23 protein-coding genes and 2 pseudogenes are annotated in these 25,165 nt (G+C 60.9%); 14 read left to right on the top strand and 11 right to left on the bottom strand.

The features are described 5' to 3' along the window. The first annotated feature begins 54 nt into the window (after window positions 1-54). The 4 genes and pseudogenes from O8B93_RS00650 (at window position 55) to glcF (ending at window position 4,731) form a co-directional block, all read left to right on the top strand. Window positions 55-1,506 carry an FAD-linked oxidase C-terminal domain-containing protein gene (locus O8B93_RS00650; RefSeq protein WP_269707919.1) on the top strand — a complete coding sequence of 484 codons (1,452 nt, stop codon included), beginning with the start codon at window positions 55-57 and terminating at the stop codon, window positions 1,504-1,506. After that, window positions 1,481-1,738: pseudogene (locus tag O8B93_RS00645) on the top strand (FAD-binding oxidoreductase); the annotation flags it as partial. The gene O8B93_RS00650 and the pseudogene O8B93_RS00645, both read left to right, overlap by 26 nt. A 473-nt stretch (window positions 1,739-2,211) precedes the next feature. Beyond that, the gene (glcE, locus tag O8B93_RS00640; RefSeq protein WP_269707918.1) at window positions 2,212-3,426 is read left to right on the top strand and encodes a glycolate oxidase subunit GlcE; all 1,215 of its coding nucleotides are present in this window, start codon (window positions 2,212-2,214) and stop codon (window positions 3,424-3,426) included. 3 nt (window positions 3,427-3,429) lie between these two features. After that, window positions 3,430-4,731, top strand: a complete 1,302-nt coding sequence (glcF, locus tag O8B93_RS00635) for a glycolate oxidase subunit GlcF (RefSeq protein ID WP_269707917.1) — start codon at window positions 3,430-3,432, stop codon at window positions 4,729-4,731. Window positions 4,732-4,975: 244 nt separating this feature from the next. Here the strand turns inward: glcF and O8B93_RS00630 are convergent, their stop codons facing one another. Together O8B93_RS00630 and O8B93_RS00625 are read right to left on the bottom strand one after the other, a co-directional pair. Beyond that, window positions 4,976-5,635, bottom strand: a complete 660-nt coding sequence (locus O8B93_RS00630; protein WP_269707916.1) for an outer membrane beta-barrel protein — start codon at window positions 5,633-5,635, stop codon at window positions 4,976-4,978. Between the two features lie 259 nt (window positions 5,636-5,894). Then, the gene (locus O8B93_RS00625; RefSeq protein WP_269707915.1) at window positions 5,895-6,671 is read right to left on the bottom strand and encodes a L,D-transpeptidase; all 777 of its coding nucleotides are present in this window, start codon (window positions 6,669-6,671) and stop codon (window positions 5,895-5,897) included. A gap of 238 nt (window positions 6,672-6,909) precedes the next feature. Here O8B93_RS00625 and O8B93_RS00620 point away from each other — a divergent pair, with 238 nt between their 5' ends. Both O8B93_RS00620 and O8B93_RS00615 read left to right on the top strand, forming a co-directional pair. Continuing rightward, window positions 6,910-7,539: a DNA-3-methyladenine glycosylase I gene (locus tag O8B93_RS00620; RefSeq protein ID WP_269707914.1), complete on the top strand. Its 630-nt coding sequence runs from the start codon at window positions 6,910-6,912 to the stop codon at window positions 7,537-7,539. Then, the gene (locus O8B93_RS00615; RefSeq protein WP_269707913.1) at window positions 7,536-7,976 is read left to right on the top strand and encodes a hypothetical protein; all 441 of its coding nucleotides are present in this window, start codon (window positions 7,536-7,538) and stop codon (window positions 7,974-7,976) included. Before O8B93_RS00620 ends, O8B93_RS00615 begins: the two co-directional genes overlap by 4 nt. Window positions 7,977-7,986: 10 nt before the next feature. On the opposite strand, the gene O8B93_RS00610 is transcribed toward O8B93_RS00615, so the two are convergent. Continuing rightward, a complete protein-coding gene (locus O8B93_RS00610) occupies window positions 7,987-9,030 on the bottom strand; it encodes a YeiH family protein (protein WP_269707912.1) in 1,044 nt (347 codons plus the stop codon). Window positions 9,031-9,111: 81 nt separating this feature from the next. On the opposite strand from O8B93_RS00610, the gene O8B93_RS00605 reads away from it, so the two are divergent. After that, window positions 9,112-10,029 (top strand): LysR family transcriptional regulator, encoded by a 918-nt coding sequence (locus O8B93_RS00605; protein ID WP_010971057.1) that lies wholly within the window; start codon window positions 9,112-9,114, stop codon window positions 10,027-10,029. A gap of 25 nt (window positions 10,030-10,054) precedes the next feature. Here the strand turns inward: O8B93_RS00605 and O8B93_RS00600 are convergent, their stop codons facing one another. From O8B93_RS00600 to relB, 3 genes are read right to left on the bottom strand one after another with little or no spacing between them, the layout of a single operon-like run. Further along, window positions 10,055-10,819 carry a hypothetical protein gene (locus tag O8B93_RS00600; protein ID WP_269707911.1) on the bottom strand — a complete coding sequence of 255 codons (765 nt, stop codon included), beginning with the start codon at window positions 10,817-10,819 and terminating at the stop codon, window positions 10,055-10,057. 6 nt (window positions 10,820-10,825) lie between these two features. Next, window positions 10,826-11,095 carry a type II toxin-antitoxin system RelE family toxin gene (locus O8B93_RS00595; RefSeq protein WP_144575703.1) on the bottom strand — a complete coding sequence of 90 codons (270 nt, stop codon included), beginning with the start codon at window positions 11,093-11,095 and terminating at the stop codon, window positions 10,826-10,828. Further along, on the bottom strand, window positions 11,079-11,306 hold the full coding sequence (gene relB, locus O8B93_RS00590; protein WP_010971060.1) for a type II toxin-antitoxin system RelB family antitoxin: 228 nt from the start codon (window positions 11,304-11,306) through the stop codon (window positions 11,079-11,081). Before relB ends, O8B93_RS00595 begins: the two co-directional genes overlap by 17 nt. Before the next feature lie 156 nt (window positions 11,307-11,462). Here relB and hisS point away from each other — a divergent pair, with 156 nt between their 5' ends. The 3 genes and pseudogenes from hisS (at window position 11,463) to hisG (ending at window position 14,815) form a co-directional block, all read left to right on the top strand. Next, entirely contained in the window at window positions 11,463-12,968 is a 1,506-nt protein-coding gene (gene hisS / locus O8B93_RS00585) for a histidine--tRNA ligase (protein ID WP_269707910.1), read from the top strand. A gap of 85 nt (window positions 12,969-13,053) precedes the next feature. Beyond that, a pseudogene (locus O8B93_RS00580) lies at window positions 13,054-14,126 on the top strand (ATP phosphoribosyltransferase regulatory subunit). Further along, window positions 14,123-14,815, top strand: a complete 693-nt coding sequence (gene hisG, locus O8B93_RS00575; protein ID WP_269707909.1) for an ATP phosphoribosyltransferase — start codon at window positions 14,123-14,125, stop codon at window positions 14,813-14,815. Before O8B93_RS00580 ends, hisG begins: the two are co-directional and overlap by 4 nt. Window positions 14,816-14,873: 58 nt before the next feature. Here hisG and O8B93_RS00570 read toward each other — a convergent pair whose 3' ends face one another. From O8B93_RS00570 to groES, 4 genes are all read right to left on the bottom strand, one after another. Then, window positions 14,874-15,320 carry a DoxX family protein gene (locus O8B93_RS00570; RefSeq protein ID WP_269707908.1) on the bottom strand — a complete coding sequence of 149 codons (447 nt, stop codon included), beginning with the start codon at window positions 15,318-15,320 and terminating at the stop codon, window positions 14,874-14,876. A 155-nt stretch (window positions 15,321-15,475) separates the two neighbouring features. Continuing rightward, entirely contained in the window at window positions 15,476-15,910 is a 435-nt protein-coding gene (locus tag O8B93_RS00565; protein ID WP_309568485.1) for a hypothetical protein, read from the bottom strand. 482 nt (window positions 15,911-16,392) lie between these two features. Then, window positions 16,393-18,027, bottom strand: coding sequence for a chaperonin GroEL (groL, locus tag O8B93_RS00560; protein WP_269707906.1), 1,635 nt, complete (start codon window positions 18,025-18,027; stop codon window positions 16,393-16,395). 73 nt (window positions 18,028-18,100) lie between these two features. Then, window positions 18,101-18,397, bottom strand: coding sequence for a co-chaperone GroES (gene groES, locus O8B93_RS00555; RefSeq protein ID WP_003522946.1), 297 nt, complete (start codon window positions 18,395-18,397; stop codon window positions 18,101-18,103). Between the two features lie 370 nt (window positions 18,398-18,767). Here groES and O8B93_RS00550 point away from each other — a divergent pair, with 370 nt between their 5' ends. From O8B93_RS00550 to O8B93_RS00535, 4 genes are all read left to right on the top strand, one after another. Then, entirely contained in the window at window positions 18,768-19,616 is an 849-nt protein-coding gene (locus O8B93_RS00550) for a TIGR01459 family HAD-type hydrolase (RefSeq protein ID WP_269707905.1), read from the top strand. A gap of 59 nt (window positions 19,617-19,675) precedes the next feature. Continuing rightward, complete coding sequence (locus O8B93_RS00545; protein WP_269707904.1) at window positions 19,676-20,656, top strand: bifunctional riboflavin kinase/FAD synthetase; 981 nt, start codon at window positions 19,676-19,678, stop codon at window positions 20,654-20,656. A gap of 272 nt (window positions 20,657-20,928) precedes the next feature. Next, window positions 20,929-23,838 (top strand): isoleucine--tRNA ligase, encoded by a 2,910-nt coding sequence (gene ileS / locus O8B93_RS00540; protein ID WP_269707903.1) that lies wholly within the window; start codon window positions 20,929-20,931, stop codon window positions 23,836-23,838. Between the two features lie 142 nt (window positions 23,839-23,980). Then, window positions 23,981-24,619 carry a hypothetical protein gene (locus tag O8B93_RS00535; protein ID WP_269707902.1) on the top strand — a complete coding sequence of 213 codons (639 nt, stop codon included), beginning with the start codon at window positions 23,981-23,983 and terminating at the stop codon, window positions 24,617-24,619. A gap of 70 nt (window positions 24,620-24,689) precedes the next feature. On the opposite strand, the gene O8B93_RS00530 is transcribed toward O8B93_RS00535, so the two are convergent. After that, entirely contained in the window at window positions 24,690-25,148 is a 459-nt protein-coding gene (locus O8B93_RS00530; RefSeq protein ID WP_010971070.1) for a nucleoside deaminase, read from the bottom strand. Window positions 25,149-25,165: the final 17 nt, after the last annotated feature.

Raw genomic sequence — 25,165 nt, 5'->3', positions numbered from 1 at the left:
TCAAAGTGGTAAAGAAAGAATACCAGTTGGGGGGATGTGCATGGAGGAGGGGCGGTGACTCAGCCGATCAAGTTTCTGGAGCCGCGCGCCAAGGTCGTCGCGAGCCGCGACCGCATCATCGCTGATCTCAAGGATATTCTGCCGGCGGACTGTCTTGTGCACGAGCCGCGCGAACTCGTGCCTTTCGAAACCGATGCCTTCGTCTCCTATCGCCGCCTGCCGCTGGCCGTGGCACTGCCGAAAACGACGGAAGAGGTGGCGGCGGTGATGAGATATTGCCACCGTTACGGCATTTCCGTCGTGCCGCGTGGCGCCGGCACCTCTCTGTCCGGCGGCGCCATTCCGCAGGAGGATGCGGTAGTGATAGGTCTTTCGAAAATGGCCTCTATCCTCGATCTCGATTTTTACAATCGCACGGCGCGGGTGCAGGCGGGTGTTACCAATCTTTCCATTTCCGATGCGGCCGGGCCTGAGGGTTTCTTTTATGCGCCCGATCCCAGCTCGCAGCTTGCCTGCACCATTGGCGGCAATATCGGCATGAATTCCGGTGGCGCGCATTGTCTTAAATATGGTGTCACCACGAATAATCTGCTCGGCGTGAAAATGGTGCTGGTGGATGGCACGGTGCTGGAACTGGGCGGCAATCACCTCGATGCGGCAGGTTACGACCTTCTCGCACTCGTCTGCGGCTCGGAAGGCCAGCTCGGCATCGTCACGGAAGCGACGGTGCGGTTGATCGCCAGGCCGGAAGGGGCGCGGCCCGTGCTGTTCGGTTTCGAGACCTCCGAAGAAGCGGGCTCCTGCGTGGCCGATATCATCGGCGCGGGCATCATCCCTGTTGCAATCGAATTCATGGACAAACCGGCCATCGAGATTTGCGAGGCTTTCGCCAAGGCAGGCTATCCGCTTGACGTCGGTGCGCTTCTGATCGTTGAGGTCGAAGGCTCCGAGGCGGAAATGGACGCCATGCTGGCCGATATCGTCACCATTGCCAGAAAACACGGCGTGAAGACGGTGAAAGAATGTCAGTCGGCTATGGAGGCGGCGGCTATCTGGAAGGGCCGTAAATCCGCTTTCGGCGCAACCGGCCGTATCGCCGATTATATCTGCATGGATGGCACGGTGCCGCTCTCCCAGCTTTCTTATGTGCTGAAAAAGACCAGCGAAATCACCGACCGTCTCGGCCTGCGCGTTGCCAATGTCTTCCATGCCGGCGATGGCAACATGCACCCGCTCATCCTGTTCAACGCCAATGACCCTGATGATGCGGCCCGCGCGGAAGAGGCGGGCAATGAAATATTGAAGCTTTGCGTCGATGCGGGCGGCTGTCTCACCGGTGAACACGGTGTCGGCATCGAAAAACGCGACCTGATGCGCCACCAATATGGCGAGGCCGATCTTGCCCAGCAGATGGCGGTGCGGGCGGCTTTCGACGAGGGCTGGCTGATGAACCCTTCCAAGGTGTTTCCGCTGGAGGGNCCCGCTCATCCTGTTCAACGCCAATGACCCTGATGATGCGGCCCGCGCGGAAGAGGCGGGCAATGAAATATTGAAGCTTTGCGTCGATGCGGGCGGCTGTCTCACCGGTGAACACGGTGTCGGCATCGAAAAACGCGACCTGATGCGCCACCAATATGGCGAGGCCGATCTTGCCCAGCAGATGGCGGTGCGGGCGGCTTTCGACGAGGGCTGGCTGATGAACCCTTCCAAGGTGTTTCCGCTGGAGGGGAGAGGGTGATGGGTGTGAGATTTGTGACGCTTGCGGGTGTGGCTTACCCCCCTCTGCCCTGCCGGGCATCTCCCCCTCAAGGGGGGAGATCGATATGCCGCACTCGCTCGTTCCATGGGCTGGGTGTTCTCCGCTTGCCGATCTCCCCCCTTGAGGGGGAGATGCCCGGCAGGGCAGAGGGGGGTGCCCCTCGCGCAAACCTCGCTGTCCCATGCCCGGAGCCCGCAGCCCCATGCTGACCCCCTACGCAGAAACCCAGGTCGCCGACATCATCCGCGACCACGCGACCCGAAAAACCCCGCTGAAAATCATCGGCGGCAACACCCGTGCCGGTTTCGGCAATGCGGTGGCGGCAGGTGAAACGCTCTCCTCCCGCGCAATGGCTGGTATCGTCGCCTACAACCCCGCCGAAATGGTCANAGGGCAGAGGGGGGTGCCCCTCGCGCAAACCTCGCTGTCCCATGCCCGGAGCCCGCAGCCCCATGCTGACCCCCTACGCAGAAACCCAGGTCGCCGACATCATCCGCGACCACGCGACCCGAAAAACCCCGCTGAAAATCATCGGCGGCAACACCCGTGCCGGTTTCGGCAATGCGGTGGCGGCAGGTGAAACGCTCTCCTCCCGCGCAATGGCTGGTATCGTCGCCTACAACCCCGCCGAAATGGTCATGACCGTAAAGACCGGCACGCCACTTGCCACCGTCGAGGCCGCCCTTGCGCAAAACCGGCAGATGATGGCCTTCGAGCCGATGGACCATCGTCCGATCATGGGCACCGAAGGCGAACCGACCATCGGTGGCGTCTTTGCCGCCAATGTTTCCGGCCCGCGCCGTTACGTTGCGGGTGCGGCGCGCGATAGTCTGCTTGGCATCCGTTTCGTCAATGGCAGCGGAGAGATCATCAGGGCCGGTGGCCGGGTGATGAAGAATGTCACCGGCCTCGATCTGTCTAAATTCCTGGCTGGTTCTTTCGGCACGCTCGGCTTCCTGACAGAGGTGACCTTCCGCGTGCTACCGAAACCGCCGGCGGAAAAAACCGTCGTCGTATCCGGGCTGGATGACGAGGCAGCGACGCGCATCATGGCGGCGGCGATGGCGATGAGTGTCGAGGTTTCCGGCGCGGCGCATCTGCCGGAAAGTGTCCGCTCCCGCTTCATCGATGGCGCCCTGCCGGAAGGCCCGGCGACCATTCTGCGGCTGGAGGGGCTCGCCGCCTCGGTGGAGGCGCGCGCGGCCAAACTTCTCTCCGTCATGGATCGGGTCGGTCCATGGACTTTGCTGGAGGGCGAGGAAAGCAGGCTTTTGTGGCGGCATGTGCGTGATGTCGCGCCCTATGCCGGGCAGGGTGCAAAACCGCTCTGGAAAGTCTCGGTCGCACCTGCAGCAGGCCACCGGCTGGTCGCGGCGCTGCGCATGGAAGCGGGCATCGATGCCTTCTACGACTGGCAGGGCGGCCTCATCTGGATGCAGATGGAAGCGGACCCGGAGGCCGATTTGCTGCGCGGCGCGATCCGTGCGCTTGGCGGCGGCCACGCCACCTTGCTGAGGGCGAGTGACGCGGTGCGCGCAACGGTGCCTGCCTTCGAACCGCGCCCCTCGGCGGAAGCGCTGCTTTCGGCGCGCATCCGGGAAAAGCTCGATCCCGCAGGCATCTTCAATCCCGGCAAGATGGCCGCAGCGCTAGAAAGGGCCGTCTGAACCATGCAAACATCCTTCACGCCTGAGCAGCTGGCCGATCCGCATGTGGCGGAATCCGAGAAAATCCTGCGCAAATGTGTGCATTGCGGTTTCTGCACCGCCACCTGTCCCACCTATGTCACGCTTGGCAACGAGCTGGACAGCCCGCGTGGCCGCATCTACCTCATCAAGGACATGCTGGAAAACAGCCGCCCGGCCGACCGCGAGGTCGTCACCCATATCGACCGCTGTCTTTCCTGCCTCGCCTGCACCACCACCTGTCCCTCCGGTGTGGATTACATGCATCTGGTCGATCACGCCCGCGCCCACATCGAACAGACCTACAAGCGCCCCTTCATGGACCGGCTGATCCGCAATCTTCTGGTTGCCGTCCTGCCGCATCCCGGCCGCTTCCGGCTGGCTCTGCATCTGGCAAGGCTGGCGCGGCCCTTCTCTGGTCTGCTTGCCAAGTCTCCGGCGCTGAAGCCGCTGCAATCCATGCTCGCTCTTGCCCCCGCTGCGGTGCCGCCGGTCTCCGCATCTGCCCGTCCGGGCGCACGGCCGGCGGAAGGCGAAAAGCGCGGACGTGTCGCCATCCTCACCGGCTGCGCCCAGCCGGTGCTCGATCCTGGAATTAACGAGGCGACGCTGCGTCTGCTTGCCCGGCTCGGCATCGAGGTCGTGGTGCCAAGAGGTGAGGGCTGCTGTGGTTCGCTGGTGCATCACATGGGCCGCGAGGAAGAGGCGCTCACCTCCGCCCGGCGTAACGTCGATGTCTGGACACGGGAGATGGAAGAGGGCGGTCTGGACGCCATCATCATCACCGCGTCTGGCTGCGGCACCACCATCAAGGATTATGGCCATATGCTCCGGCTCGATTCTGCCTATGCCGAAAAGGCCGCGCGGGTCTCGGCGCTTGCGAAAGACATCACCGAATATCTCGCCACTCTCGATCTGCCGCAAAGGCAGAGCCAGGGGCTGACGGTCGCCTATCATTCCGCCTGCTCCATGCAGCATGGCCAGAAGATCACGCTCGCGCCAAAACAATTGTTGAAGGCGGCGGGTTTCACGGTGCGCGATCCGGCAGAGGGGCATCTGTGCTGCGGCTCGGCCGGAACCTACAACATCCTGCAGCCGGAAATTTCCAGCAAGCTCAAGGCGCGCAAGGTGAAAAATATCGAGGCCACGCGGGCGGATGTCATCGCGACAGGCAATATCGGCTGCATCACGCAGATCGAAACCGGCACGGATATGCCGATCCTGCACACGATCGAATTGCTGGACTGGGCCTATGGTGGGCCGAAGCCGGCGAGGCTTTTGGTTTAGGAAGTGGTGCATCGACAAGGCCGTGATCCGGCGTCGTGGCGCCAAGGTTGAGGCAGGTGCGCCTTTCTCGGGCTTCTCCTCATCCCTGTGCTCGTCACAGGGATCCAGCCAGCCCAAGTCCTTGGGCTGAGAGGAGTCTTTGCGCCGCGCAGACGCACGTCGGCTGGATTCCTGTGACGAGCACAGGAATGAGGTTGAGGGGACACCCGCGCCTGCCGGAAAGCCCCCGTTTGCCACGCCAATACTAGAACTTATAAGCCACGCCGAAATTCACCGCATTGGTGATGATGTCAGTCTTCAACGAGCCGCCATTGTCGATATCCACGTCGACGAAGGAATAGGTGCCCTTATATTCCACGAAGGTCGACCAGCTGTCGGTGATGCGGTAGCTGAGGCCGGCTTGCGCCTGCAGGGTGGCACCGCCGAACTGGTATTCGAAGGTCTTGCCTGACGGGCGGTACACTTCCACATGCGGCACGTTTATGCCGACGCCGGCACCCACATAAGGGGTGATCGGCAGGGATTCCAGCGGGAAGCGATAGAGTGCATTCAGCGTCAGAAGGTTCAGGCCGTCGGTGAATTCGAAATGCGACCAGCCGGAACGGGCAAGCGTCTCGTCGTCGGCATAGACCTTGTCATGGGTGAAATCGAGCGAGATACCGAAATTTTTGAGCTGGCCCTCATCGAACCAGTAGGTGCCGCGCACGCCCCAATAGGGTGGGTTGGAGAAGGACTTGCCTTCCCATCCGGCGCGGAAATCCGGCCCGTCAGACACCGTCACATCGCTGTGTGGCGCGCTTTGCCAGCCGCCATAACCGGAAATTTCAAATTCGCCTGCGGTTGCGGCAGAGAAGGAGACGCCGCTGAAGAGCAGGGCGCAAACAAGTAAAGTATGGCGCGACATTTAAGAGAATCCGAATTGATATCAGAAATGCACCAAACCGCTTTTTGATAACATTTGAATGACAGAAACGAAAAACGGGCGGTCAGTTGACCACCCGTCTTAAGGCCGTTCCATCATCCCCTCGGAGAGGTCCGGCGCCTGGCGTCCCCCGCCAAGTTCGTTCAATTCAAGTGAGGATTGTACCGCTGCGAGACAGCAATTCAAGCGGATAAGCCCTTATGCCGGCCTTACGAGGTACGGAATGGCCGAACCGTTGCTGTCATATCACTATGACCCGGGTTCCGACGTTGACGCGCTCGTAGAGATCGGTGACATCCTCGTTGCGCATGCGGATGCAGCCGGAGGAATTGTTGCTGCCGATCGTCCAGGGCTGATTAGTGCCGTGGATGCGGTAAAGCGTCGAGCCGAGATACATGGCGCGCGCACCCATCGGGTTGGCCGGGCCGCCTTCCATGAAGGCCGGCAGGTAATGTCCCTTGGCCGCCTCGCGGGTGATCATTTCCTTCGGCGGGGTCCAGCTCGGCCATTCCGCTTTGCGGGTCACCTTGTGGGTTCCGGCCCATTCAAAGCCGGGCTTGCCAACGCCGACACCGTAACGGCGGGCCTTGCCATCGGCGAGGACGAGATAGAGGAAGCGGTTCGGCGTATCGATGACGATGGTGCCGGGTTTTTCGGCGGTCTGATAACTCACGATCTGCGGCAGGAATTGCGGCGCGATCTGCGTGCGCACCGGTGCGTTGGGGCGCACGGCGGCATTCTGCACCCGCGCCGGACGCTGTGATGTGACGCCGGAACTGGGGCGTTGCGGCATGGCGACCTGACGCTGCTGGAACAGCGGCTGGCGTGCGGAAGGTGCGCGCGGATAAACGACCGGGCGCACATTGCCGCGGCCGCCAAGCTGGGTAACCCAGGGGGCGGAAAGGTCCGGGCTGACGACGACGGGCGGGCGCTCGCGATACCGCTCATTGGCCATCGCGGCCGGGACGGCGAGGGTGGAAACGAGGCTCAGCGCCAGAAAAACGGACTTCATCGGCATCGGGTGGACTCTCTCTGCGGGATGTCGCAACAATGGAAATCGCGGGAGCATTCACCCGCTTTGCCGGACACGTTCGCACCTCGACGCCAGCGAATCGTAAATGGCTGTTCATTAAAAAGCGCTTCATTAGGGAAAGCTGGATTTAAGGTTAGCGCCCGGTTTTGAAACGTGGTGAATGAGTGGTAAGCGCGCAGGTTCACACCACCTGCGGGTGGGAGCGAAAAGGGATTGTCAGCGGATGAGCGAAGCGGGACTTGAAACGGGTGCGGATGGCCGCGTGCGGTGTTTCTGGCAGCAGGGGCTGGAGGATTACAGCCGTTATCACGACGAGGAATGGGGTTATCCCGTGACTGACGATCGCCGCCTGTTCGAGAAGATCTGCCTGGAAGGTTTCCAGTCCGGACTTTCCTGGCTCACGGTCCTGCGCAAGCGCGAGGCGTTCCGGCTTGCCTTTGCCAATTTCGAATTCGAAAAAGTGGCGGAGTTCGGTGATGCCGATATCGAGCGCTGCCTTGCCGAGAAGGGCATCATCCGCCATCGCGGCAAGATCGTTTCGACCATCAACAATGCCCGCCGTGCCATGGCGCTGCGCGATGAATTCGGTTCGCTTGCGCGTTATTTCTGGAGTTTCGAACCCGCCGCCGCAGAAAGGCCGCAAAGGCTGGACTATGCGACGTTAAGGGCCAACCCCACCAGCGCCGCCTCCATCCGCCTTTCCAAGGATTTAAAAAAGCGGGGCTGGACCTTCGTCGGCCCGACGACCGTCTATGCATTCATGCAGGCCATGGGTATGGTCAACGACCATATTGAAGGCTGTCATTGCCGCCAGCCGATAGAGGTCATGCGGCGGGAGTTTGTACGTCCATGAAGGTAACCTCCCTTCTTCTGGCGCTCACCATGGCCGCCGCCGTTCCGCATCCGTCTTTTGCGGAAAGCCGCAATGTCGATGGAATCTGGCTCGATGACGGTGAAAGGCTGAAGGAAGTGGCCCTGCCGCCGGTGGGACCGCTGACGCTGGATGGCTGGACGCGGCGCGGGCGTGGCGACGTCTATCGCCTGAAGGTCAAGGCTGGGCAGACGGTGAAGATCGAGCTTGCCGCGTCAAGCGAATTTGTGCTGATGGCTGTCTTCGATTTTTCGACGCCGGATGAGGACGCTATCTTCTTCAGCGATTCCCAGGGCAAGATCGCGACGCTGACACCGAAGGCGGATACCGAATGGTTGATCCGCCCGACACTCATTCTGGGATCGCCGCGCCGTGGCCTTGGCGCGCATTATACGTTGACGGTCAGCACCGGGACATAACGGCGCGCCCTCAGGCCGCCTGTGTCAGCACGATCAGGCTGAAACTCAGAACACCCAGCAGCACGAGCGACAGGCTGGCGGCAATGATGACCTTGCCACCGGCATGGCGAAGGCTGCGAATATCGACCGATAGTCCGAGAGCCGCCATCGACATGATGGTGAGGATGTTGGAGAGCGAGGCGACCGGGGAAAGCAGCATCTCGGGGATGAGGCCGAAGGAGCGCGCCATGATCATCAGCACGAAGCCGATGATGAACCACGGAACCATCTGCTGCAGCTTCAGGCGTCCCTTGCCGGACTGGCCATGGATAACGGAGAGGGTGGCGATGACCGGACCCAGCATCAGCACGCGGATGAGCTTGACGATGGTGCCCGTCTGCACGGCTACGGCTCCAAGCGGTGCGGTGGCGGCCAGAACCTGCGGTACGGCATAGACCGTCAGGCCGGCGAAGATGCCGTATTGGGTGGCATCGAGGCCGAGGAGCTGCGGCAGGAATGGCATCAAAAGCACGGCGACAACGCCGAGAACCGCGGTGAAGGCGATCGAGGCGGCGACATCTTCCGGCTTGGCGCCGATGGCGGGTGCTGCTGCTGCGATGGCGGAATTGCCGCAGATGGAATTGCCGCAGGCGATCAGCGTCGCAAGCTTGGGTGGCAGCCCCAGCATCCGCCCGGCGGCGTAGCTGAAGACGAGCGACAGCGCCACGATCAGCGCGATGCCGCCGATCAGCAGGCCCCCGGCGCCTTTGAGAATGGAAAGGCTCAAGGATGCACCGAGAAGCGCCACGGCGATTTCGAGCAGGGTCTTGGCACTGAACTTTATACCCGCCGAAGCGACTGAAGGCAGCGACACCAGCGAACGCAGCAGCGTACCGATCAGGATGGCAAGTACGAGATCGCCAAGCCATGCGTGACCCGCAATCCGCACCTGAAAACGCTCTGCCAGAATGGCGGCGCAACTGACCGCCGCGCAGATGAGAATGCCCGGCAGAAGCGGGGTGAGCCAGCGCAGCGAAAACTGAAAGGGATGGGCGAGGGTGCGATGTTGTGCCATGCACAGACAATGCCGCAGCCGCCTGTTTTATTCTATCAAATAATATGGCATATACCGTTCGATAAAATCGAATGAAACGCCATGACCTTCGAACAACTCCGTATCTTCATCGCCGTCGCCGAACGCGAACATCTGACCCGCGCCGCCGAAGCCATCGGCCTCACGGCTTCCGCCGTCAGTTCCGCCATCAAGAATCTAGAGGCCTTTTATAATGTCGAGCTGTTCCATCGGGTCGGCCGCAACATTGAGTTGACCGAAAGCGGTCGGGCATTTCTGGGCGAGGCCAAGGCGACGCTGGCACGTGTGCGCAATGCCGAATTGATTCTCTCCGAAATGGGCGGGCTGACACGCGGCGAAATCACCGTCTGCGCCAGCCAGACGATTGCAAGCTACTGGCTGCCGCCGATCCTGATGCAGTTCAAGAAACTCTACCCCGGCGTCACGGTCCGGCTGGATATAGGCAATACCAAGACGGTGACACAGGCGGTGCTGGATGGTCTGGCGGAGGTTGGTTTCATCGAAGGCAAGATTGACGAGCCGGCACTGATGGTGCAGCCCGTCGTGTCGGACAAGCTTCTAGTCGTCACCGGTTCGGCCCACCCTTTCGCTGACGGCCGTTATCTGACCGCGCTCGATATGCTTTACGGCACCTCGTGGGTTCTGCGAGAACAGGGCTCCGGCACCCGCTCCGCTTTCGAGGCGGCGGTGCGGCAGATGGGGGTGGATCCGGCTGAGCTTTCCGTCATGCTGGAGTTGCCATCCAACGAGGCGGTGGTGATGGCTGCCCGCTCCGGCGGTGCGGCCACCGCAGTCTCCGCTTCCGTCGCGTCACTCTTTCTGCGGCAGGGCCTGCTGGTCCGCGCCGGCATCGATCTGCCTGCACGCAATTTCGCTCTGTTGCGCCACAAGGAGCGCCATACCAGCCGCGCGGCGATGGAGCTGGAGCGCCTCAGCCGGGCGGCCTCCGAGGACTACAAGGCGGGTCTTGCGGGGTTGTAGGACGCAGATGCAAGGCGCGTGAAGATCATGTCATTTCCCGCGCAATGACGCGATGCACGATGCGATAATCCTGGCTTTCCTCCCCGAAGGGCGCGAGCGGCCAGTCCCATGCGGCGGCAGGTGAGGCAATCTCGATGCCATGCAGCAGGTCTCCATGCTGCTGAACGCTTCCATCCTTGCCGATGACATCGAAGGCCGTATCCGTGATCAGACAGACCTTGCAGGGCAGGCCGGCCAGTGCATCGACATGCGTATGGATGAGCTTTGGCAGGAGGTCATCCGGCGCAGTCGCGATTTTCTCCCGCTCCAGCCGATGCTGCGCGCCCGTGCCGATCTGCGACAGGAGGTTAGCCGAGACGACGAAATCGAGATAAGGCACCCGCCGCAGGAAATCGAGCGGTTCCGCCGGCCGTCCGGCAATGAGGTCATCGAAGCCGGAAAGGTCGCGATTGGCAATGCGGATGTTCTTTTTGGCATTGAACCGCAGCTTCGCCTGCACACTGGCAAGATGCACCAGATCGACAAGAACGACGGTATCGAACATCGCCACCAGCGCATCATGGGGCACATCCCGCAGCAGGCCGGACCCCAGCACGACGGCCGTCCGTCGCTGCTTCAGCTTTTTCGCCGATTGCAACACGAATTGCCGGCTGTTGTTCTCATGCTCCGCCCAGGCTTTCGCGCAGCGATTGGCGCGCGCCCAGAGGTTGACGGAATAGCGGACATGCGGCCGGAATTCTTTCGGCGTGACCGCACGGGTGGCGGCATATTGCAGTGCTTCGAGGATCATGAATGCCTAACGGTAAATTTCACGGCGATGGCCGATTTCGACCACCAGAACGACCAGCTTGTGGTCCTGTATATCGCAGATGATGCGGTAATCGCCCACCCGGTAACGCCAGAAATTTCCGAGCTCGGAACCCTGTAGGGCAGCACCGGTTTGGCGCGGGTCGTCCAGCGCCGCCAGCCTTTCATGGAGAAAGCTGCGGATACGCCGGCGCACTTCCGGATTTATTTTGCGCATCTCTTTCTGGACAAGCGTGTGATATTCAATTGTCCAGATCACGCCAGAACTCCTCGGCGCTTATAATCTTCGATTCTCCGCGCTGAATGCGCCGCGTCGCCTCTTCGGCAAGATAGAGGTCTTCCATATCCTCGATATGTTTCTCGATCGCCTCGCGAATGTAATAGGCGGAGGTGCGGCCGGTGCGTTCGGAAAGCGCTTTCAGCCGCTCATAGGTCTCATCCGGCAGGCGAATGGCCGTCTGTTTGCTCATTGCTTGCGTCCTTTCCGACTAAAATGGGATACATGCATCCCATATAGCACGGCTTGCCCTGCGCTGCCAGCAAAACCAAAGCCTTTGCGGCTTGCCGCACCGGGCTTCATCCTCTAATACACCGGCATAATTTCAGGAAAATATCGGATCGGCATCATGAGCGAAAAAGCAAAAAAGCCACAGAAACTGAAAGCCCGCCTGCCGCGCGGCTTCGTGGATCGTTCGGCTGCCGATATCCATGCCACCAATGAGATGGTCGACAAGATCCGTAGGGTATACGAGCTTTACGGCTTCGATCCGATGGAAACCCCTCTGTTCGAATATACCGATGCACTCGGCAAGTTCCTGCCCGATAGCGACCGCCCGAACGAAGGCGTGTTTTCGCTGCAGGACGACGACGACCAATGGATGAGCCTGCGGTATGATCTGACGGCACCGCTTGCCCGCCATGTCGCTGAGAACTTCAACGAAATTCAGCTGCCCTTCCGCACCTATCGCGCCGGTTACGTGTTCCGCAATGAAAAGCCAGGCCCCGGCCGCTTCCGGCAATTCATGCAGTTCGATGCCGATACAGTCGGTGCTGCCGGCGTGCAGGCCGATGCGGAAATGTGCATGATGATGGCCGATACGCTGGAAGCGCTCGGCATCGCGCGCGGAGACTATGTGATCCGCGTCAACAACCGCAAGGTGCTCGATGGCGTCATGGAAGCCATCGGGCTCGGCGGCGAGGACAATGCCGGCCGCCGTCTGAACGTGCTGCGCGCCATCGACAAGCTCGACAAGTTCGGCCCGGAAGGGGTGAAGCTGTTGCTCGGCCCCGGCCGCAAGGATGAATCCGGCGACTTCACCAAGGGCGCGGGTCTCGGCGACGAGCAGATTGAAAAAGTTCTGTTTTTCGTCGGCATCAAGGATTATGCGCAAAGCGCCGATGATCTCGCTAAACTGGTTGCGGGCACATCGAAGGGTGAGGAAGGCGTTGATGAGCTGAACATCATTGGCGCTCTGGTCACCAGTGCGGGTTATGATGCGACGCGCATCAAGATCGACCCCTCCGTTGTGCGCGGTCTCGAATATTACACCGGTCCGGTCTACGAGGCCGAACTGACCTTCGACGTCACCAATGAAAAGGGTGAAAAGGTCGTGTTCGGTTCGGTCGGCGGCGGCGGGCGTTACGATGGCCTCGTTTCGCGCTTCATGGGCCAGCCGGTTCCGGCAACAGGCTTTTCCATCGGCGTCTCGCGCCTGATGACCGCGCTGAAGAACCTCGGCAAGCTTGGTCAGGTCAAGCCGCTCGCGCCGGTGCTCATCACCGTAATGGATGGCGATGTGGAGAGCATGGGCCGTTACCAGCGCTTCACGCAGGCGCTGCGCGCCGAGGGCATCCGCGCCGAAATGTACCAGGGCAACTGGAAGAAATTCGGCAACCAGCTGAAATATGCCGATCGCCTCGGCTCTCCCATCGCCATCATCCAGGGCGGTGACGAGCGCGCCGAAGGCATCGTGCAGATCAAGGATCTGATCGAAGGCAAGCGCCTCTCCGGTGAAATCGAGGACAATGCCAGCTGGCGCGAGGCGCGTGTGGCGCAGGTCAGCGTGCCGGAAGCCGAGCTGGTCGCGAAGGTCCGCGAGATTCTGGAGCATCAGGCAGAGGAGTGGCAGTAGCGCCTCTTGCTAATCTCCCCCCTTGTGGGGGAGATGCCCGGCAGGGCAGAGGGGGGTATCTCGCGGCTTGCACAGGAAATATTCCATGCCCCTGATCGACATGCCGGAATTTGCCGGAGAGCTACTGGAAGAATTTGCCGCGCGCCGCACAAGTCGCCTGAACACGCCTGTCATCCAGCCCGCCGAACCGTTTCTGGATATGGCCGGCGAGGATTTGCGCCGTCGTATCTTCATGACGGAGAGCGAAACGGGTGAGAGCCTCTGCCTGCGCCCCGAATTCACCATCCCCGTCTTGAAGTCTTTCGCCAGCGCCGCGAGGGTGCGAGCGAGTTTTATCAGGCTGGCATCGAAGACCTTGGCGATACCGATATTGCCGCCGCCGATGCCCGCGTCGTCATCGACGCGACCGCCATTCTACAGCGCCTTCTGCCGGGCCGCTCGCTTGCGGTGACGCTGGGCGATCAGCAGGTGTTCGAGGCGGTGGTTGCCGCCCTCGGTTTGCCGCTCGGCTGGCAGAAGAGGCTGGTTCAGGCCTTTGGCGACATGGCGCAGCTGGACGCGTTGCTGGAAAGCCTCGTGCACCCCAAGCCGATGACGGGGCTAGACGCCCGGGTCGCCGGCCTGCTGGCGACGGGCGACGAGGCAGTGCTGGTCGATTATCTCGATACGGTGATGCAGGAAACCGGCTATTCCACCAATGCCAGCCGCTCGCCGCTCGAAATCGCCCGCCGTCTGCGGGAGAAGCTCGCGCTCGCGGCGACGCGCCTGCCGGATGAGAGTTTCGAACTGCTCAAGCAGTTCCTGGCCTTGCAGGCGCCTTTGCCGCAGGCCTCGCAGGTTCTCGGCGATTTCGCCGCCAAGGCGAAGTTGAAGCTGGACGGCGCACTTTCCGCTTTCGATAAACGCGTTGCGGCCCTTGCCAATGCCGGTGTCGATCTTGAAACCGTCACCTATGGCGCCGCCTTCGGCCGTCCGCTCGATTATTATACCGGCCTTGTTTTCGAGGTGGTGGAGGCGGGCAGCGACAGCGTGCTGGCTGGCGGCGGCCGTTACGACCGGCTGCTCACGCTTCTCGGCGCACAGGAAAAAATACCGGCCGTGGGCTTCTCGCTCTGGCTGGATCGCATCGAAGCGGTGCGTGGGAGCGACAAACCATGATCACCATCGCATTGCCATCAAAGGGCCGGATGAAGGAAGACGCCTCGGCCGTTCTGGAACGCGCCGGGCTGAAGGTTGCGGCTGTCGGTAACGATCGCTCCTATCGCGGCCGCATCGAAGGACGTGACGATATCGAGATCGCCTATCTGTCGGCCTCCGAGATCGCCCGGGAGATCGGCGCCGGCACGGTGGATTTCGGTGTGACCGGTGAAGACCTGGTGCGCGAGGGACTGACCAATGCCGATGCGCAGGTGGAGTTCTGCGCCCGCCTCGGTTTCGGCCATGCGGATGTGGTCGTCGCGGTGCCGGAAATCTGGCTGGATGTGGACAGCATGGCCGATCTTGGCGACGTGGCATCCGAATTCCGCGCCCGTCATGGCCGCAGGCTTGCCATCGCCACCAAATATTGGCGGCTGACGCAGCAGTTCTTTTCGCGCCAGCACGGCATCCAGCTTTACCGCATCGTCGAAAGCCTGGGCGCCACCGAAGGTGCGCCCGCGGCAGGGCAGGCGGATATCATCGTCGATATCACGTCCACCGGCTCGACGCTGAAGGCCAACCATCTGAAAATCCTCTCCGACGGCATCATCGTCCGCTCGGAAGCCTGTTTCGTCCGTGCCCGCAAGCCGGAGCATGAAGGCGATGCAGCGGTTCAGGAAATCGCGTCGCGTATCAAAGCGGCCGTCTGATCAAACAAAAAGCCGCCGGAGCGATCCGGGCGGCTTTTTTGTTGGTCTGTTTGTTGGCTTACGCGTGGGCCAAAGCCGCACCGCGCTTGGCGTCGACCGAGTAGGCACCTGCGCCGAAGGTTGCGAGCAGGATGTAAGCGCCGGCGAGGGTGATGTTCTTCATCAGCATGATGCCGTTCAGTGCATTGATCCAGCCGAGAGCCGGGTCCGGCCAGCCGGGAACGGCAACGGTACCGCTGTGGAAAACGAGACCGGTAAAGACACAGAAGACAGCAAGCGCCCAGGCGGCAATTTTGGTCTGGAAGCCGGCGAGAATGGCAAGACCGGCCACCAGCTCGAAGAGACCTGCGAGATAGGCAAGGGCGGTTGCGGCGGGCATGCCTGCGCCCGTGATCATGCCGGCCGTACCGGTCGGGTCGGTGAGCTTGCCGAAGCCGGAATAGATGAAGATGAAGGAAAGCAGAATGCGGGCGATGAGAACGAGAGCGTTCTGGCTGCTGGACATGGAGTATCTCCGGTAAGTGATCGGCATGTCGCCGATGTGCTGCATGGCAATGTCTGGAGATACTAATGGCTGAAAATCACTCATCCAGAAAGATGAACGGCAGACGACAAATTGTCTTCATTTAGTGAACGATAGGCGAGTGTCGGCGCGTAGCCTTAGGCGGCGAAGCGAATATCTTCGAAACGCGGGAACAGGAAAAGCCCTGATATGCGCCCCTGCTGCCCCTCTTCAAAACCGGACGATTCACCCATGCAGATGACCGGTTGCCGCATCGCCGGCAAGATGGATACACTTGTCGAGAAACAAAACCGTGAGGGTTCCGTGGAAACCTGCTCGAAAAGCTCCAGCACGCGGGCATGGTCAACGCGGTCGTAACAGCGCACAAGGCTGAGCAGTCCGCATTCGCCCGGCGGCAGGCCGTGCATGAAGGAGGTGTGTTCGCCGAGCCGGATGACACCGCTGGAAAGTTCGCTGCTCCACTCCTCCGAAATGAAAAAATGGGACAGGGTGCGGGGATCGGGCGTGGTCGTCACCGCCGCCGGCAGAGCATCGTTGCGTCTTGATATTTCAAACAAATCGCGCCCCCGCATGAACACATGCCAGCGTCACCATTTCTAGCGACACTGCCAAGTTTAACCGTTACCGCCACCCGCAGTCGAACGTGCTTGCCCAGCATCGAACCCCTTCAATGCTCGCCGTCCCGTCGCGGAACCCTTACGGGGGCTGACTTATAGTTTATTTTTCTCCACCGACAACAACCAGTCAGAGAGAAAATCAAAAATATTATGTATTCCTTCTTCAAAATCGCGAGAGATATGAAAAAGCACAACTAAATAGCGCACTTATAAGTAAGGTAAAATGGGAAACGACGCGCCCCGCGGCGCTGTGATTCGCCCATCGTGATGTCATTATTGCACGGTTTGCCCAGCATAAGCCGGGTAAAGTTATGGGTGTCCCAAAAAGAAACAATATTCGGGTCGTTGGTTAGGTGCAGGGCCGCCATGAGGGCAGGGCGGCAACGAAAAAGGGCGATCCGAAGACCGCCCTTTCCTCATTCCGGTGACAGGACTGATTAGAAGTCCATGCCGCCCATGCCGCCGCCCGGCATTGCCGGCATCGCAGCTTCCTTCTTCGGAAGTTCGGCGATCATGGCTTCGGTGGTGATCAGCAGCGAAGCAACCGAAGCTGCGTTCTGCAGAGCCGTGCGGACAACCTTGACCGGGTCGACGATGCCGAGCTGGATCAGGTCGCCATATTCGCCGGTCTGGGCGTTGTAGCCGTAGTTGTCTTCGTTCTTGTCGAGGATCTTGCCGACAACGATGGAAGCTTCGTCACCGGCGTTTTCTGCGATCTGGCGAACCAGAGCCTGCAGAGCCTTGCGGACGATGTTGATGCCGGCTTCCTGGTCGTCGTTCACACCCTTGGCGGTGATCTTCGTGGAGGAACGCAGCAGGGCAACGCCGCCGCCCGGTACGATACCTTCCTGAACAGCAGCGCGCGTCGCGTTGAGAGCGTCGTCGATGCGGTCCTTCTTTTCCTTCACTTCAACTTCCGTCGAACCGCCTACGCGGATAACGGCAACGCCGCCAGCGAGCTTGGCAAGACGTTCCTGCAGCTTTTCGCGGTCGTAGTCGGAAGTGGTTTCTTCGATCTGGGCCTTGATCTGGGCAACACGGCCTTCGATGTCGGACTTCTGGCCGGCACCGTCAACGATCGTGGTGTTTTCCTTGGAGATCGAAACCTTCTTCGACTTGCCGAGCATGTCGAGGGTAACGCTTTCGAGCTTGATGCCGAGGTCTTCGGAAATGACGGTACCACCGGTCAGGATGGCGATGTCTTCCAGCATGGCCTTACGGCGGTCGCCGAAGCCAGGAGCCTTGACGGCAGCGATCTTGAGGCCGCCACGCAGCTTGTTGACGACGAGCGTTGCAAGAGCTTCGCCTTCGACGTCTTCAGCGATGATGACGAGCGGCTTGCCGGTCTGAACGACAGCTTCGAGAACCGGCAGCATGGCCTGGAGGTTCGAGAGCTTCTTTTCGTGCAGGAGGATGTAGGCGTCTTCGAGGTCCGCAACCATCTTTTCCGGGTTGGTCACGAAGTAGGGCGACAGGTAGCCGCGGTCGAACTGCATGCCTTCGACGACTTCGAGTTCGGTTTCGGCGGTCTTGGCTTCTTCAACGGTGATGACGCCTTCGTTGCCGACCTTCTGCATTGCTTCAGCGATGTCGAGACCGATCTGACGCTCGCCGTTTGCAGAGATCGTGCCGACCTGTGCAACTTCTTCAGACGTGTTGATCTTCTTGGCCTTAGCCTGAAGGTCCTTGACGACTTCAGCAACGGCGAGATCGATGCCGCGCTTCAGGTCCATCGGGTTCATGCCGGCGGCAACTGCCTTTGCACCTTCGCGAACGATGGCCTGGGCCAGAACCGTTGCGGTGGTGGTGCCGTCACCGGCGATGTCGTTGGTCTTGGAGGCAACTTCGCGAACGAGCTGTGCGCCCATGTTCTCGAACTTGTCTTCCAGTTCGATTTCCTTGGCGACCGAAACGCCGTCCTTGGTGATGCGCGGAGCGCCGAAGGACTTGTCGATAACGACGTTACGACCCTTCGGGCCGAGGGTTACCTTCACTGCATCAGCAAGAACGTCGACGCCCTTGAGCATCTTTTCGCGCGCTGTGCGGCCGAATTTTACTTCTTTGGCTGCCATGTTCAAAACTCCTGGTTTCGAATGGCCGGAACGGGTCCGGCTTGAAATTTAAGGAAGGACGGGTTCGGCCAGATCAGCCGATGATGCCCATGATGTCGGCTTCCTTCATGATCAGAAGGTCTTCGCCGTTGAGCTTGACTTCGGTGCCCGACCACTTGCCGAACAGAACGCGGTCGCCAGCCTTGACGTCGAGAGCGACGACCTTGCCGGACTCATCGCGTGCGCCGGAACCGACGGCGACGATTTCGCCTTCCTGCGGCTTTTCCTTGGCGGTATCGGGAATGATGATGCCGCCCTTGGTCTTGGCTTCGGATTCAACGCGACGAACGACGACGCGATCGTGAAGCGGGCGGAAATTGGTGCTTGTCATTGCCTAATCCCTCGATCAAATGACTTCAGGAACCTTTTGGAGGTTCCCGTGATGGGTGTTAGCACTCCCCTTGTTGGAGTGCCAGCGAAGCCGAGATAAGGAGCCCTTCTGCCTGAGTCAAGAACGGCCTGTCGGAAAAATTTCGTGGCTTATGGTTATCAGCGTTCCATGACAGAAATTTCCCACGCGGAGCTGAGTGCCACGACAGGGTTCTTTTCGCAGCTTATGGCCGTCGCTGTTCTCGGCGGTATTTGTGTCGATGCTGTGTCAGGTGGGCCGAAGGCCGGGCGCGGGGCGCTTTTTTCCTTGCCATCGGCGTCCTGCTTTGCCATGTCACGCATACCCTTTTCTCGCAGCCGGAAAGCATCTCATGGCCCATCGCATTCTCACCCTCGGCGAAATCACTGATGGGTTCGACGTTATTCTTTCGGATGTCTGGGGCGTGCTGCACAATGGCGTCAGCGCCTTTCCGGATGCGGCTGTTGCGCTGCACGAAGCGCGCAAGGCCGGCAAGACGGTGGTGCTCATCACCAATTCGCCGCGTCCGGCCCCCGGCGTCATCGCCCAGCTGCGTGTGCTCGGCGTGCCTGATGAGGCCTATGATCGCATCATCACCTCGGGCGATGTCACCCGTGGCCTGATCGCGGAAGGCCCGAAAAAAGTCTTCCTGCTCGGCCCGGAGCGGGACATGCCGCTGCTGGAAGGTCTCGATGTCGAATGTGTCGCCGAGGCAGAGGCGCAATCCGTGGTCTGCACCGGCTTCTTTGATGATGAGACGGAAACGCCTGAGGATTATACGGAAATGCTGAAGGGCTTCATTGCCCGTAAAGCTCCGATGATCTGCGCCAACCCCGACCTGGTGGTGGAGCGCGGCGAGCGCATCATTCCCTGCGCCGGCGCCATGGCGGCCTATTACGAACAGCTGGGCGGCGAAGTCCGCATTGCCGGCAAGCCGCATGCGCCGATCTATGAAGCCTGTCTTGCAGCGGCCAAAGACGTGCGCGGCGCCTTCGCCAAGGATCGTGTGCTGGCCATCGGCGATGGCATGCCGACGGATGTGAAGGGCGCGATCGCGAGTGGCCTCAACCTTCTTTACATCAGTGGCGGCATTCATGCCGCCGAATATACGCTGAACGGCCAGACGGATGAGGCGCTTCTGAACGCCTATCTCAAGGGGCAGGGTGCTGCTCCCGGCTGGTGGATGCCCCGTCTTGCCTAAAGGTCTTCTTGCTTAAAGGGCATCCAGCTTAAGCTGGCGAAAACAATGGATCGACTGCCATGACCGTCTTTCATCGCAATGAAAAAAAAGAGCCGTTGCCGGAAGCTCTTCGCGGTGGCGTCATCGCGATCGGCAATTTCGATGGCGTACATCGTGGCCACCGCGCCGTGCTGGACCGTGCTCTGGAACTGGCGGAAGCCCGCGGTGTTCCCGCCCTGGTCCTGACCTTCGAGCCGCATCCCCGCTCCGTCTTCCGTCCTGATACACCTGTCTTTCGGCTGACGCCCGCGCCGTTGAAAGCCCGTATTCTCGAGGCGATCGGTTTCCGTTCCGTCATCGAATATCCCTTCGACCGGGAGTTTTCGCAGCGTTCGGCGGACGAATTCGTCCAGTCCATACTGGTCGATTGGCTGGGTGCCAGTGCCGTCGTCACCGGTTTCGATTTCCATTTCGGCAAGGGCCGCGAGGGCGGCCCGGCATTCCTGATGGCAGCGGGCAAACGCCACGGCTTCGACGTCACGCTGGTGGATGCCTTCCGCGACGAGGGGGCGGATGTTGTTTCCTCAAGCCGTATCCGTTCGCTTCTGTGCGAGGGCGATGTGGCGGGTGCCGCCGGTCTGCTCGGTTATCGCTTTACCGTGGAGAGCGAGGTCATCGGTGGCCAGAAGCTCGGCCGCACATTGGGATACCCCACCGCCAATATGGCGCTGGCGCCGGAAACAGAACTGAAGGCGGGCATCTATGCCGTGCGGTTCCGTCGCCCCGATGGTTCGATCCACGATGGCGTCGCGAGCTTCGGTTACCGCCCGACGGTGACGGAGAACGGCGCGGCGTTGCTCGAAACCTTCGTTTTTGATTTTTCGGGCGATCTTTATGGGGAAGTCTGTTCGGTGTCTTTCTTCGGCCACCTGCGCGACGAGCTGAAGTTCGACGGGCTCGATCCGCTTGTCGCCCAGATCAGGCGTGATGAGGAAGAGGCAAGGGCGATGCTGTCGGGCGTGCGTCCGCTCAGCGAACTGGACGTGAAGATCGCGTTCTGATCGTCTTCGGCCGGCTGCGACTTGGCGTCGCTTTTCTCTTCCTTTTTGGTGGGAAACCGCATAAACAACCGTCCATGTCCCAATACCGGTTGAAATTTGCAATTCAGATTGGCCGAATTATTGGCCCGGCCTTCCGCCCGCTCTGAGAGAGCCGGAAGGTCCGGGATTTTGGCGCTTACATGACATGTGACATATGGCATGGCGCTTTCCGAATTTGCCCTCTTTGCAATTGAGATGGCGCGACTGATACGGCGCGCAACAACGGTACGATTATGAGCGACACCGCAGAAAAACTGGACTATTCCACCACCCTCTACTTGCCGCAGACGGATTTTCCGATGCGCGCCGGCCTGCCGCAGAAAGAACCGGAAACGGTGAAGCGCTGGCAGGACATGGGCCTGTATAAAAAACTCCGCGCTTCCGCCGCCGGCCGCGAGAAATTCGTGCTGCATGACGGCCCGCCCTATGCCAACGGCAACATCCACATCGGCCATGCGCTGAACAAAATCCTGAAGGACGTCATCACCCGCTCGTTCCAGATGCGCGGTTACGACGCCAATTACGTACCGGGTTGGGATTGCCACGGCCTGCCGATCGAATGGAAGATCGAGGAAGCCTACCGCGCCCGGGGCAAGAACAAGGACGAGGTTCCGGTCAACGAGTTCCGTAAGGAGTGCCGTGAGTTCGCTGCCGGCTGGATCAAGGTCCAGTCGGAAGAGTTCAAACGTCTCGGCATCGAGGGCGACTTCGAAAACCCCTATACGACGATGAACTTCCACGCCGAAGCCCGCATCGCCGGCGAACTCCTGAAGATCGCCCGGAGCGGCCAGCTTTATCGCGGCTCCAAGCCGATCATGTGGTCGGTCGTCGAGCGCACGGCGCTTGCGGAAGCCGAAGTCGAGTATCATGACGTCGAGAGCGACATGATCTGGGTGAAATTCCCGGTCAAGGACGCGGCTGCCGCTCTTTCCGGCGTCTCCGTCGTCATCTGGACGACCACACCGTGGACCATCCCCGGCAACCGCGCCATCGCGTTTTCTTCGCGGGTCGAATATGGCCTGTTCGAAGTCGAAAGCGCGCAGAATGATTTTGGTCCGCAGCCGGGCGAAAAACTGATCTTCGCCAAGAAGCTCGCTGACGAGGCCGCAGCCAAGGCGAAGCTGACCTTCAAGCTCGTTCGCGATGTGAAAAGCGAAGAACTGGCGGCCATCACCTGCGCCCATCCTTTGGCGTCGCTCGGTTACGATTTCCCGGTCCCGCTTCTCGATGGCGATCACGTCACCGACGATGCCGGTACGGGTTTCGTGCACACGGCGCCCAGCCATGGCCGCGAGGACTTTGACGTCTGGACCGCACATCAGCGCGAGCTGGAAGCGCGCGGCGTCTCGCCGGCCATCCCGTTCCCGGTCGGCGACGATGGTTTCTACACCGAAGACGCCCCCGGTTTCGGCCCGTCGGCCGAAGGCGGAGCGGCTCGCGTCATGGACGACAACGGCAAGAAGGGCGATGCCAATGAGCGCGTCATCAAGGCGCTGATCGCTGCCAATAACCTGTTTGCCCGTGGCCGCCTGAAGCACAGCTATCCGCATAGCTGGCGCTCCAAGAAGCCGGTGATCTTCCGCAATACGCCGCAGTGGTTCGTCTATATGGACAAGGAACTCGGCGACGGCACGACGCTGCGTTCGCGTTCGCTCGATGCCATCGACCAGACCCGCTTCGTTCCGGCTTCCGGCCAGAACCGTCTGCGCGCCATGATCGAAGGTCGTCCCGACTGGGTTCTGTCGCGTCAGCGCAGTTGGGGCGTGCCGATCGCGGTCTTCGCCGACGAGCAGGGCGAGGTTCTGGTCGACGAGGCCGTCAACGCCCGCATCCTCGAGGCTTTCGAGGCTGAAGGCGCCGATGCCTGGTTTGCCGAAGGCGCCAAGGAACGTTTCCTCGGCAAGGACCATGACCATGCCAAGTGGCAGCAGGTCATGGATATCCTCGACGTCTGGTTCGACAGCGGTTGCACCCATACCTTCACGCTGGAAGACCGCCCGGACATGAAATGGCCGGCAGATGTCTATCTCGAAGGCTCGGACCAGCATCGTGGCTGGTTCCATTCGTCGCTGCTTGAAAGCTGCGCGACGCGTGGCCGCGCGCCTTACAATGCCGTCGTTACCCATGGCTTCACCATGGATGAGCAGGGCCGCAAGCAGTCCAAGTCTCTCGGCAACGTGGTCGCACCACAGGACGTGATGAAGGAATCCGGCGCGGATATCCTGCGTCTGTGGGTTATGACGACGGATTATTGGGAAGACCAGCGTCTGGGCAAGGCCATCATCCAGACCAACATCGATGCGTATCGCAAGCTGCGTAACACGATGCGGTGGATGCTCGGCACGCTCGCCCACGACAAGGGCGAGGAGATCGCCTATGCCGATCTGCCGGAGCTGGAAAAGCTGGTGCTGCACCGCCTGTCCGAGCTGGATAAGGTCGTGCGCGACGGCTACGACGCCTTCGACTTCAAGAAGATCACCCGCGCTCTGATCGATTTCGCCAATGTCGAGCTTTCGGCTTTCTATTTCGACATCCGCAAGGACACGCTGTATTGCGACGCGCCGTCGTCGCTGAAGCGCCGGGCATCGCTGTCGGTCATCGCCAAGCTGTTCGATTGCCTCGTCACATGGCTCGCGCCCATGCTGCCCTTCACCACGGAAGAAGCCTGGCTGTCGCGCTATCCGGATGCGGAATCGGAATCGGTGCATCTCGCCCAGTTCCCGGCAATCCCGGCGGAATGGAAGAACGACGCGCTGGAAGCCAAGTGGGAAAAAATCCGCAAGGTCCGCACCGTCGTGACGGGCGCGCTGGAAGTCGAGCGCCGCGAAAAGCGTATCGGCTCCTCGCTGGAGGCGGCTCCGGTCGTCCACATTGCCGATGCCGATCTTCTGGCGGCGCTGTCTGGACAGGACTTTGCCGAAATCTGCATCACCTCGGCCATATCTGTGGTGGGCGATGAGGGCCCGGCCGATGGCTTCCGCCTGCCGGAAGTGGCGAAGGTCGTGGTTGAGCAGAAGCTGGCGGAAGGCGTGAAATGCGCCCGTTCGTGGCGCATCACCACCGATGTCGGCTCCGATCCGCAATATCCCGACGTATCGGCCCGCGATGCGGCAGCGCTGCGTGAGCTTGCCGCACTCTCGTAATGAAAATGGCCGGATGAATTGCGCTTTGCCTCTTCATCCGGTACACCTGCCTGAAAATGGCCGGATTTGCACGGCAATGCGGGCTGCCGCCTGCCGAAAGACGATGTCTGGCGAAGTGGGACGGACGGCTGGAAGGGTTTCAATGAAGACGATGCAGGGTAATGCGCAGGGTTTGGGCATGTTTCGCACGGTTGTTGGCGTGACAGTGATGGGCGTGCTGCTGGGCGCCTGCACCAGCCCGACCTACGGTACGGGCAAGACCGCGGCGGAGCAGCTTGTCGACGATCTCGGCAACGCCACCTCGATCACCGGCGACCAGAGCAAGCGCAACCTGAAATACGGCCCCCGCCCGGGTCTCGTCGTTCCCGCCCAGGCCCGTGCCGAACAGCTCACCACGCCGCAGCAGAACATGGCCAGCCGCGAAAACAACCCCCAATGGGTCGAATCGCCGGAAGAGACCCGCGAACGTCTGCGCGATGAGGCGGATGCCAACAAGAACAATCCGCATTACCGCTCGCCGCTGCTCGCCGGCAACGGCACCGCCGGCCAGATGACCGAAAGCCAGAAATGGGAAGCCTTCCGCAAGGCCAAGGCCGATGCCCAGGGTGGCTCCGTCGTTAATGCCCAGCGCAAGTTCCTGACCGATCCGCCGGCTGAATATCGCAGCGTTCCGCAGGATCAGCTGACCGATCTCGGCGAGCCCGAGCAGAAAAAGGAAAAGCGCCGCAAGAAAGAAGCGGCTGTCGCCAACACCGGCAAGAGCTGGTGGAACCCCTTCTGACAAAAATGACGGGCTGATAAAATGACGGGCTGATGGCCTGCGGGAAAGCTTGGCGCCTCCCGCCGGCCGCTTAGTCGTCGAGACGTTTCTCGCGGAAGAATTGCCGCAGGATTTCAGCACTTTCGCTTTCCGCCAGTCCCGAATAGACATCAGGCGCATGGTGGCAGGTCGGCTGGCTGAAGAAGCGCACGCCACTCTCCACCGCGCCGCCCTTCGGGTCTTGCGCGCCATAATAGAGCCTGCGGATACGGGCGAATGAAATCGCCGCCGCGCACATGGTGCAGGGCTCCAGCGTAACGTAAAGATCGGCACCGGGCAGGCGCTCCTGTCCCAGAGCCTCGCAGGCCATGCGGATCACGGCGATTTCGGCATGCGCCGTCACATCGTTCAATTCACGGGTGCGGTTGCCGGAACGGGCAATGACGCGGCCATCCAGAACAAGCACGGCGCCGATCGGAACCTCATCCCGCTCGCCGGCGGAACGGGCTTCGACAAGCGCCAGTTCCATGAAATGCGTCCTTTCGGCCATTGCGGTTCAATTTCCTC

It is taken from the genome of Martinezella rhizogenes (assembly GCF_027460065.1).
Taxonomy (GTDB): domain Bacteria; phylum Pseudomonadota; class Alphaproteobacteria; order Rhizobiales; family Rhizobiaceae; genus Agrobacterium; species Agrobacterium rhizogenes_C.
The sequence above is the reverse complement of the archived record's forward strand: the minus strand, read 5'-3'. Positions and strand labels throughout refer to the sequence as shown.

Excerpts from the sequence above, each read along its gene's own strand:
- hisS (WP_269707910.1), top strand. The coding sequence starts at position 11,463 with ATGAGCGAAAAAGCAAAAAAGCCACAGAAACTGAAAGCCCGCCTGCCG.
- O8B93_RS00615 (WP_269707913.1), top strand. The coding sequence starts at position 7,536 with ATGAAGGTAACCTCCCTTCTTCTGGCGCTCACCATGGCCGCCGCCGTT.
- glcF (WP_269707917.1), top strand. The coding sequence starts at position 3,430 with ATGCAAACATCCTTCACGCCTGAGCAGCTGGCCGATCCGCATGTGGCG.
- relB (WP_010971060.1), bottom strand. The coding sequence starts at position 11,306 with ATGAGCAAACAGACGGCCATTCGCCTGCCGGATGAGACCTATGAGCGG.
- O8B93_RS00605 (WP_010971057.1), top strand. The coding sequence starts at position 9,112 with ATGACCTTCGAACAACTCCGTATCTTCATCGCCGTCGCCGAACGCGAA.
- hisG (WP_269707909.1), top strand. The coding sequence starts at position 14,123 with ATGATCACCATCGCATTGCCATCAAAGGGCCGGATGAAGGAAGACGCC.
- groL (WP_269707906.1), bottom strand. The coding sequence starts at position 18,027 with ATGGCAGCCAAAGAAGTAAAATTCGGCCGCACAGCGCGCGAAAAGATG.
- O8B93_RS00545 (WP_269707904.1), top strand. The coding sequence starts at position 19,676 with ATGACCGTCTTTCATCGCAATGAAAAAAAAGAGCCGTTGCCGGAAGCT.
- ileS (WP_269707903.1), top strand. The coding sequence starts at position 20,929 with ATGAGCGACACCGCAGAAAAACTGGACTATTCCACCACCCTCTACTTG.
- O8B93_RS00630 (WP_269707916.1), bottom strand. The coding sequence starts at position 5,635 with ATGTCGCGCCATACTTTACTTGTTTGCGCCCTGCTCTTCAGCGGCGTC.
- O8B93_RS00625 (WP_269707915.1), bottom strand. The coding sequence starts at position 6,671 with ATGCCGATGAAGTCCGTTTTTCTGGCGCTGAGCCTCGTTTCCACCCTC.
- O8B93_RS00600 (WP_269707911.1), bottom strand. The coding sequence starts at position 10,819 with ATGATCCTCGAAGCACTGCAATATGCCGCCACCCGTGCGGTCACGCCG.
- O8B93_RS00530 (WP_010971070.1), bottom strand. The coding sequence starts at position 25,148 with ATGGCCGAAAGGACGCATTTCATGGAACTGGCGCTTGTCGAAGCCCGT.
- O8B93_RS00565 (WP_309568485.1), bottom strand. The coding sequence starts at position 15,910 with ATGCGGGGGCGCGATTTGTTTGAAATATCAAGACGCAACGATGCTCTG.
- O8B93_RS00620 (WP_269707914.1), top strand. The coding sequence starts at position 6,910 with ATGAGCGAAGCGGGACTTGAAACGGGTGCGGATGGCCGCGTGCGGTGT.
- glcE (WP_269707918.1), top strand. The coding sequence starts at position 2,212 with ATGCTGACCCCCTACGCAGAAACCCAGGTCGCCGACATCATCCGCGAC.
- O8B93_RS00550 (WP_269707905.1), top strand. The coding sequence starts at position 18,768 with ATGGCCCATCGCATTCTCACCCTCGGCGAAATCACTGATGGGTTCGAC.
- O8B93_RS00610 (WP_269707912.1), bottom strand. The coding sequence starts at position 9,030 with ATGGCACAACATCGCACCCTCGCCCATCCCTTTCAGTTTTCGCTGCGC.
- groES (WP_003522946.1), bottom strand. The coding sequence starts at position 18,397 with ATGACAAGCACCAATTTCCGCCCGCTTCACGATCGCGTCGTCGTTCGT.
- O8B93_RS00570 (WP_269707908.1), bottom strand. The coding sequence starts at position 15,320 with ATGTCCAGCAGCCAGAACGCTCTCGTTCTCATCGCCCGCATTCTGCTT.
- O8B93_RS00535 (WP_269707902.1), top strand. The coding sequence starts at position 23,981 with ATGAAGACGATGCAGGGTAATGCGCAGGGTTTGGGCATGTTTCGCACG.